Annotated in this window: 5 protein-coding genes; 3 read left to right on the forward strand and 2 right to left on the reverse strand. The window is 68.1% G+C overall.

Annotated features, from left to right (window positions below; all coding sequences use genetic code 11):
• Nucleotides 1-104: 104 nt before the first annotated feature.
• The 3 genes from ACWEWT_RS38125 (at nt 105) to ACWEWT_RS38135 (ending at nt 2,644) form a co-directional block, all read left to right on the forward strand.
• The gene (locus ACWEWT_RS38125; RefSeq protein WP_452565788.1) at nt 105-1,283 is read left to right on the forward strand and encodes an acetyl-CoA C-acetyltransferase; all 1,179 of its coding nucleotides are present in this window, start codon (nt 105-107) and stop codon (nt 1,281-1,283) included.
• 79 nt (nt 1,284-1,362) lie between these two features.
• Nucleotides 1,363-1,731, forward strand: a complete 369-nt coding sequence (locus ACWEWT_RS38130; protein ID WP_452565789.1) for a DUF3817 domain-containing protein — start codon at nt 1,363-1,365, stop codon at nt 1,729-1,731.
• 61 nt (nt 1,732-1,792) lie between these two features.
• A complete protein-coding gene (locus tag ACWEWT_RS38135) occupies nt 1,793-2,644 on the forward strand; it encodes a tetratricopeptide repeat protein (protein ID WP_452565792.1) in 852 nt (283 codons plus the stop codon).
• Nucleotides 2,645-2,957: 313 nt separating this feature from the next.
• Here ACWEWT_RS38135 and glgB read toward each other — a convergent pair whose 3' ends face one another.
• Complete coding sequence (glgB, locus tag ACWEWT_RS38140; RefSeq protein ID WP_452565794.1) at nt 2,958-5,111, reverse strand: 1,4-alpha-glucan branching protein GlgB; 2,154 nt, start codon at nt 5,109-5,111, stop codon at nt 2,958-2,960.
• A gap of 7 nt (nt 5,112-5,118) precedes the next feature.
• The gene (locus ACWEWT_RS38145) at nt 5,119-7,122 is read right to left on the reverse strand and encodes an alpha-1,4-glucan--maltose-1-phosphate maltosyltransferase (protein WP_452565790.1); all 2,004 of its coding nucleotides are present in this window, start codon (nt 7,120-7,122) and stop codon (nt 5,119-5,121) included.
• Between the last annotated feature and the right edge of the window lie 627 nt (nt 7,123-7,749).

Consider the following 7,749-nt stretch of genomic DNA (forward strand, 5'->3'; position numbering starts at 1 on the left):
GAGCGAAGGAGCGCAGCGACTGAGCGGCGGAGTGAAGAACCGGGGTTGATAGGGCCCCGCCCACGCGGCGCCGAAGGCGCCGCAATATATACAGGAGGCTCGTCGTGACCAACTCTGTGATCGTGGCCGGGGCGCGTACCCCGATCGGCCGGCTGCTGGGCGGTCTGAAGGACTTCAGCGGTTCGGATCTGGGCGGTTTCGCGATCGCGGCGGCGCTCGCGAAGGCCGGTGTGCGAGGTGAGCAGGTCGACTACGTGATCATGGGTCAGGTGCTCACCGCGGGCGCGGGTCAGATCCCCGCGCGACAGGCCGCGGTGGCCGGCGGGATTCCCATGGATGTTCCGGCGCTGACGCTGAACAAGGTCTGTCTGTCCGGGATCAACGCGATCGCGCTGGCCGATCAGCTGATCCGGGCCGGGGAGTACGAGATCGTGGTCGCCGGTGGACAGGAATCGATGAGCCGCGCCCCGCATATGCTCGAGAAGAGCCGCGAGGGATTCAAGTACGGCGATGTGACCCTGCGCGACCATATGGCCTACGACGGCCTGCACGATATCTTCACCGATCAGGCGATGGGTGCGCTCACCGAGCAGCGCAACGACGCCGACCCGATCACCCGGGCCGATCAGGACGCGTTCGCCGCGGCGTCGCATCAGCGCGCGGCCGCGGCCTGGAAGAACGGGGTCTTCGACGACGAGGTGGCTCCCGTCGAGGTGCCGCAGCGCAAGGGCGATCCGGTCGTCGTGCGCCGGGACGAGGGTATCCGCGCCGATACCACCGCGGAATCGCTGTCCAAACTGCGTCCTTCGTTCCGGAAGGACGGGACGATCACCGCCGGGTCGGCGTCGCAGATCTCCGACGGCGCGGCCGCGGTGGTCGTGATGAGCAAGACCAAGGCGCAGGAGCTGGGGCTGAGCTGGATCGCCGAGATCGGTGCGGCCGGTGTGGTGGCCGGTCCGGATTCGACCCTGCAGGATCAGCCGGCCGATGCGATCGCCGCGGCGTGTGCCAAGGAAGGGATCGTCCCGGCCGATCTGGACCTCGTGGAGATCAACGAGGCGTTCGCGGCGGTCGGTATCGCCTCGACCCGCAAGCTCGGTATCGACGCGGCGAAGGTGAACGTCAACGGTGGCGCCATCGCGGTCGGGCATCCGCTCGGGATGTCGGGTGCGCGGATCGTGCTGCATCTGGCGTTGGAGTTGCGGCGGCGTGGTGGCGGGATCGGTGCGGCCGCGCTGTGTGGCGGCGGCGGCCAGGGTGATGCGCTGATCGTCAAGGTGTAGGGCGTCTGGTTTGTCCTGAGTGACCGGTGTGACCGGTTCGACTACGACGCCGCGTAGTGGCTAGGGCACAATGGGGCGCATGAACTTCCTTGGTCTGCGTACCGTTGCCGGCAGGTTCCGATTCTTCGCGGTGCTCGAGGCACTGTCCTGGTTCGGACTGCTGGTGGGAATGGCGTTCAAGTACCTCCCCGCCGAGGGCAACGAGATCGGGGTGAAGATCTTCGGTCCGATCCACGGCGGCGTCTTCGTCCTTTTCCTGCTGGCCGCACTGCTGGCCGCGCGCGAGCTGGAATGGAACTGGAAGACCACGGTGCTGGCGCTGCTGTCCAGCATCCCGCCGTTCTTCACCGTGATCTTCGAAGTGTGGGCCGTGCGCGCCGGCAAGCTGGGCGAGCTGAGCGCGCCCGGTATCACCGAGTCCCCGAAGACTCTCGCGGCCTCCTCGTGACAAACTGGAGCCTGTGACTCGACCTGCATCCCGCCGTCCTTCACCCGCCGCAGCCGCCGCCATGTCCGGGGCGGTGGATCTGTCCGCCCTGAAGCAGCCGCCGGCGGGGGCGGCGCCGGCCGCCTCGGGCGACCATACGGTCACCGAGGCGGATTTCGAGACCAAGGTCCTGCGCCGCTCCGCCCAGGTGCCGGTGGTGGTGGCGCTGTACTCGCAGCGCAGTCCGGGCAGTATCGAACTGGTCCAGCTGCTCGAGCGGCTGGTCGGCGAGTCCGGTGGTGCCTGGGATCTCGCCGCTGTCGAGGCCGAGAGCAATATGCGGATCGCGCAGGCCTTCGGCGTCCAGGGCATTCCCACGGTGATCGCGGTGGCGGGCGGGCAGCCGCTGGCCGATTTCCAGGGGAGTCAGCCGGAGGCACAGGTATCGCAGTGGCTGGCCGCGGTGGTGCAGGCGGTGGAGGGCAAGCTCGAAGGCGATCCGGAAGCGCCGCAGGAACAGCCCGCCGATCCGCGGTTCGCCGCCGCCGAAGCGCTGCTGGAACAGGGTGATCTCGCGGGTGCGGAATCGGCCTACGAATCGATCGTCGCCCAGGAGCCCGGCAATGCCGAGGCCAAAGCGGCGCTGCGGCAGGTGAAATTCCTGAGTCGTGCCCAGGAACTGCCGGAATCCGCGATCGCCACCGCCGACGCGGACCCGGGTAATGTCGCCGCCGCCCTCGACGCCGCCGATGTGGAGCTCTACGGGCAGCAGCCCGAGGCCGCTTTCGACCGGCTTATCGGACTGGTCGCGCGGACCTCCGGCGATGAACGCACCGCAGTACGCACCCGGCTGCTGGAACTGTTCGAACTCTTCGACCAGGCCGAACCCTTCGTAGTGGCCGCCCGACGCAAATTGGCGACCGCACTGTACTGAGCTTTCCGTCGGGGCGGTCGAGGCCCCGGGGATCGTTGCCATGCGGGCCCACCCCCTTTCATCTGCTCCCGGATGGTCATCATGTGCAGATGGGTCCCGGCCCCGGTTGGAGCGACAGAGCGAAGGAGCGCAGCGGCTGGGGGATCTTCGGCATGCGAACCCACACCTTCCGTCTACTCCGGATGGTCCACCTCAGTGGGTGGGGCCCGCCCCGGTTCTGGACTGACGGAGCGAAGGAGCGCAGCGACTGAGCGGAGGAGGGAAGAACCGGGGTTAATAGGGCCCCACCCCCGCGGCGCCGAAGGCGCCGCCATCAACACTGCGTCAGCCAGATGACGCTGAGCGGGCCGAGTGTGAGCGTGGCCGAGGCGGGGCGGTCGTGCCGGCTCGTCGGGGTCGCGTGGACGATGCCGAGATTGCCCGAACCGGTACCGCCGTATTCGAGTGCGTCGGTGTTCAGGATCTCGATCCAGTCCCCGGCCGCGGGCAGGCCCAGCCGGTAGCCGGTGTAGGTGGTGCCGGAGAAATTGCAGACGCAGGCCACCGTCGCCCCGTCGGTGCCGTGCCGGAGGAAAGCCAGGACGTTGGTCTCCCGGTCGTCGGCGGTGATCCAGGAGTGCCCGCCGGGGGTGGTGTCCTGACTCCACAGGGCCGGATGGTCGCGATAGATACGGTTGAGGTCGGCTACGAGTAGTTGGATACCGCGGTGCAGCGGGTTGTCCAGTTCGTGCCAGTCGAGACTGTGGTCGTGCCACCACTCGCGGTAGTGCCCGAACTCCTGGCCCATGAACAGCAGTTGTTTACCGGGGTGTGCCCACATGTAGGCGAGCAGGGCCCGGACACCGCCCGCTTTGGCGAACTCGTCGCCGGGCATCCGGGTCCACAGTGTGCCCTTACCGTGTACGACCTCGTCGTGACTGATGGGCAGCACATAACTCTCACTCCACGCGTACATGAGCGAGAAGGTGATCTCGTTGTGGTGCCAGGTGCGGTGGACGGGATCGCGGCCCAGATAGCCGAGGGTGTCGTGCATCCAGCCCATATTCCATTTCATGGAGAAGCCGAGGCCGCCGACCTCGGTGGCGCGGGTGACACCGGCCCAGGTGGTGGATTCCTCGGCGATGGTGACGACTCCCGGATACGAATTGTGCAGGCTGTCGTTCAGTTCGGTGAGGAACGCGACCGCCTCCAGATGCTCGCGGCCGCCGTGGATGTTCGGCTCCCAGTCGCCGCCGGGCCGGGCGTAGTCGAGGTACAGCATGGCCGCGACCGCATCGACGCGCAGGCCGTCGATATGGAACTCCTCGATCCAGAATCGGGCGTTGGCGACCAGGAAGTTGCGCACTTCGGGGCGTCCGTAGTCGAACACCAGGGTGCCCCATTCGGGCTGTTCGCCGCGTCGCGGATCCGGGTGTTCGTAGAGTGGGGTGCCGTCGAATCGGGCCAGTGCCCACGAATCGCGGGGAAAATGGGCGGGCACCCAGTCGAGGATGACGCCGATGCCCTCGGTGTGCAGATGGTCGACGAAGGCCCGGAAATCGTCGGGGCTGCCGAAGCGCGCGGTGGGAGCGTAGTACGAGGTGACCTGGTAACCCCACGATCCGCCGAAGGGATGTTCGGCGATGGGCAGCAATTCGACGTGGGTGAATCCGAGGCCGTGTACGTATTCGCTGAGTTCGGTCGCGAGTTCGCGGTAGCCGAGACCGGGCCGCCAGGACGCGAGATGGACTTCGAAAACGCTGAAGGGTGCCCGCGCCGGATCGGTACGGGCCCGGACGGTGAGCCAGTCGCGATCGGTCCAGTGGTGGCCGGACTCGGCGACGACCGAGGCCGTGGCCGGTGGGAGCTCGGTGGCGAACGCGACCGGGTCGGCGTGATCGGTTGTGCGGCCGTCGGCGCCGTGCACCCGGTACTTGTAGCGGTCGCCGGGTGCCGCGTCGGGTACGAAGACCTCCCAGACCCCGGACCTTCCGAGCGAGCGCATGGGCCAGGTGCCGCCCTGCCAGTGATCGAAATCGCCGAAGACCGTGACACCGCGGGCGTTCGGCGCCCAGACCGCGAACGACACCCCTCGAACTTCCCCGTCGAGGCCGCGGTAGGTGCGCGGATGCGCACCCAGCACCTCCCACAACCGTTGGTGCCGGCCCTCACCGATGAGGTGCAGGTCCAGATCGCCGAGGGTGGGCAGGAAGCGGTAGCCGTCGGCGGTCACGGTGGCCGGAAGATGCGCGTGCACGGTGACGACGCGATAGTCGAGGATCTCCGGATACGGCAGTACCGCGGCGAAAACGCCGTGCCCCACCGATTCCAGCCGATGCTCGGCACCGCCGACCAGTACCGATACCGATTCCGCGGCGGGCCGCAGTATCTGCACGACGGTTCCGTCCGGATGCGGGTGCGCGCCCAATACGGTATGCGGGTCGGGGTGGCTGCCGGCCGCGAGGAGCAGCAGATCGCGGCGGTCCATCACGCGGTCACCGGAAGCCGCGCCGGTATGCCAGCGCGGTTCGGGCGTGATGGGGGACCGGCGGCAGCGCGATGATGTGGGCGACCGCGTGGATGGGGTCGAGCCGGATGTAGTTGGACTGGGCCCAGTGGTACTGCTCGCCGCTGATCTCGTCGTGGACCACCGGGCGGTCGTGCCATTCCCGGCCGACCGCGGGTAGATCCAGCGAGAGCATGCCCTGCTCAGCGGTGAAGGGATTCAGGTTCACCACGACCAGTACCGCGTCGCCGGTCGCCGGGTCGATCTTCGAATACGCGAGCAGATTGTCGTTGTCGATATGGTGGAAGTGCAGGCAGCGCAGCTGTTGCAGTGCGGTATGCCGGCGGCGGATCTCGTTGAGCCGGGTGAGCAGTGGTTCGAGTGATTCGCCGCGGGCCCGCGCCGCGGCGAACGGCCGCGGCCGTAGTTCGTACTTCTCCGAATCGAGATATTCCTCGCTGCCGGGGCGGACCGCCCGGTGCTCGTACAGTTCGTAGCCGGAATACACTCCCCAGCTGGGGCCGAGAGTCGCGGCCAGCACCGCCCGGATCGCGAACATGCCCGGACCCCCGTGCTGGAGGCTCTCGTGCAGGATGTCGGGGGTGTTGACGAAGAGGTTGGGCCGGGCCTCGTCGGCCTTGGCGGCGAGTTCGATACCGAACTCGGTGAGCTCGTGTTTATGGGTCCGCCAGGTGAAATAGGTGTAGGACTGGCTGAAACCGCGCCGCGCCAGACCGTAGAGGCGGGCCGGGTAGGTGAACGCCTCGGACAGGAAGACCACGTCCGGATCGGTCCGGTGGACCGCGGCGATCAGCCACTCCCAGAAATCGGCCGGTTTGGTGTGCGGGTTGTCGACCCGGAAGATCTTCACCCCCAGCCCGATCCAGTACCGCACCACCCGCAGCACTTCGGCGTAGAGGCCGTCGGGATCGTTGTCGAATTCGAGTGGATAGATGTCCTGGTACTTCTTGGGCGGATTCTCGGCGTAGGCGATGGTGCCGTCCGGCAGGGTGGTGAACCATTCCGGATGCGCGTTCACCCACGGATGGTCCGGTGCGCACTGGAGAGCCAGATCCAGCGCGACCTCCAGGCCGAGCTCGGCGGCGGCGCCGACGAAGGCACGGAAATCGGCTTCGGTACCCAGTTGTGGATGGAACGCGTCGTGACCGCCCGCGGCCGAACCGATCGCCCACGGCGAACCGACATCCTCCGGACCTGCCGTGAGCGCGTTGTTACGGCCCTTGCGGTTCACCGTGCCGATGGGATGGATCGGCGGCAGGTAGACCACATCGAAACCCATCGCCGCTATTCGCGGGAGGTCGTTCGCCGCGGTGGCGAAGGTGCCGTGCACCGGGATGCCGGCGGCGTCCCGGCCGCCGGTCGAGCGCGGAAAGAACTCGTACCAGGACCCGGTGCGCGCCCGCGGCCGTTCCACCAGCACCGAGAACTGCGGCCCGCGGGTGAGCAGATCCCGTAGCGGCGTCCGATGCAGGATCTCGGCGATCTCATCGGTGAACGCCGGAGCCACCCGCGCCGGAAGCGGTTCGTCACCGCGCAGCGCCTGCGCCGCGGCCCGCAGCTGCTCGAACTCCTTCTTCGGCACCGCCTGCGCCGCCCGGTCCAGTAAGCGGGCACCGATCTCCAGATCGTTGCGCAGATCCGCCGCGCTCTGCCCGACCGCCAGTTTCGCCGCCACCGCCGACCGCCAGGTCGTGACCGAATCAGCCCATCCCTCGACCCGGAAATGCCACAGCCCAGGCCCGGTGGGTGTGAACACACCGTTGAACACATCGGGTTCGTAGTCGGGGGTCATCGGTATCCGCACCGACCGGGACGCGCCCGGTGCCCGCACCGCGAGGGTGGCCCCGACCGCACCGTGCCCGTCCCGCCACACCACCGCCCGCACCGGGAAAACCTCCCCGACCACAGCCTTGGCCGGGTAGCCGCCGGGGATGCGCGGGGCGGTGTCATCGATGGCGATGCGGCCGGTCATCCGTACCACGTTATTGGCACCGGCACCGTTGGCGGAAACCGGCGCGAGCAAAGCCGACGCAAACGCGATGTGCGGAGCCCGCGCGGTTTCCGGGCGACAACAGGGAGGCGTGCCGTCCGAGGCTGTGGGCACGTGGTCAGTTGTCCACACCTGGGATTACCGGGTGCCGGCGGTTTCGCGGGCCTACTCGAGCCGGTCGAGACCGCATTTCCGCAAGTCGGCATCCGCCAGGGGGCCGGCCCTGGCCCCGGGGCAAGTGTGTGGCGTCCGCGGCTGCGGGCGTGTGGCCGGTTCGTCCGTGGTTCGGGGGTTACCGGATGTCGTCGGCTTACTCGGGCTGCTCGAGGTCGAACTCTCTGCAGGTCGGCATCCATCGACGGGGCCCGCCCTGGTTCCAGGGAGGACAGGGGCGGACGTGCGGCGTCCGAGGCTGTGGACTTCCGGACGGTTTGCCCGCGGTCGGGAGGGCCGGGCGGTGGCGATGTCGTGGGCTGACTCGGCCTGGAAGCGATTCGCATTTCCAGACGGTCGGCATCCGCAGGCGGGGCCCGCCCCGGTTCTGGAGCGACGTAGCGAAGGAGCGCAGCGACTGAGCGAAGGAGTGAAGAACCGGGGTTAATAGGGCCC

The organism is Nocardia sp. NPDC003963, assembly GCF_053605105.1.

Excerpts from the sequence above, each read along its gene's own strand:
- ACWEWT_RS38130 (WP_452565789.1), top strand. The coding sequence starts at position 1,363 with ATGAACTTCCTTGGTCTGCGTACCGTTGCCGGCAGGTTCCGATTCTTC.
- ACWEWT_RS38135 (WP_452565792.1), top strand. The coding sequence starts at position 1,793 with ATGTCCGGGGCGGTGGATCTGTCCGCCCTGAAGCAGCCGCCGGCGGGG.
- glgB (WP_452565794.1), bottom strand. The coding sequence starts at position 5,111 with ATGGACCGCCGCGATCTGCTGCTCCTCGCGGCCGGCAGCCACCCCGAC.
- ACWEWT_RS38145 (WP_452565790.1), bottom strand. The coding sequence starts at position 7,122 with ATGACCGGCCGCATCGCCATCGATGACACCGCCCCGCGCATCCCCGGC.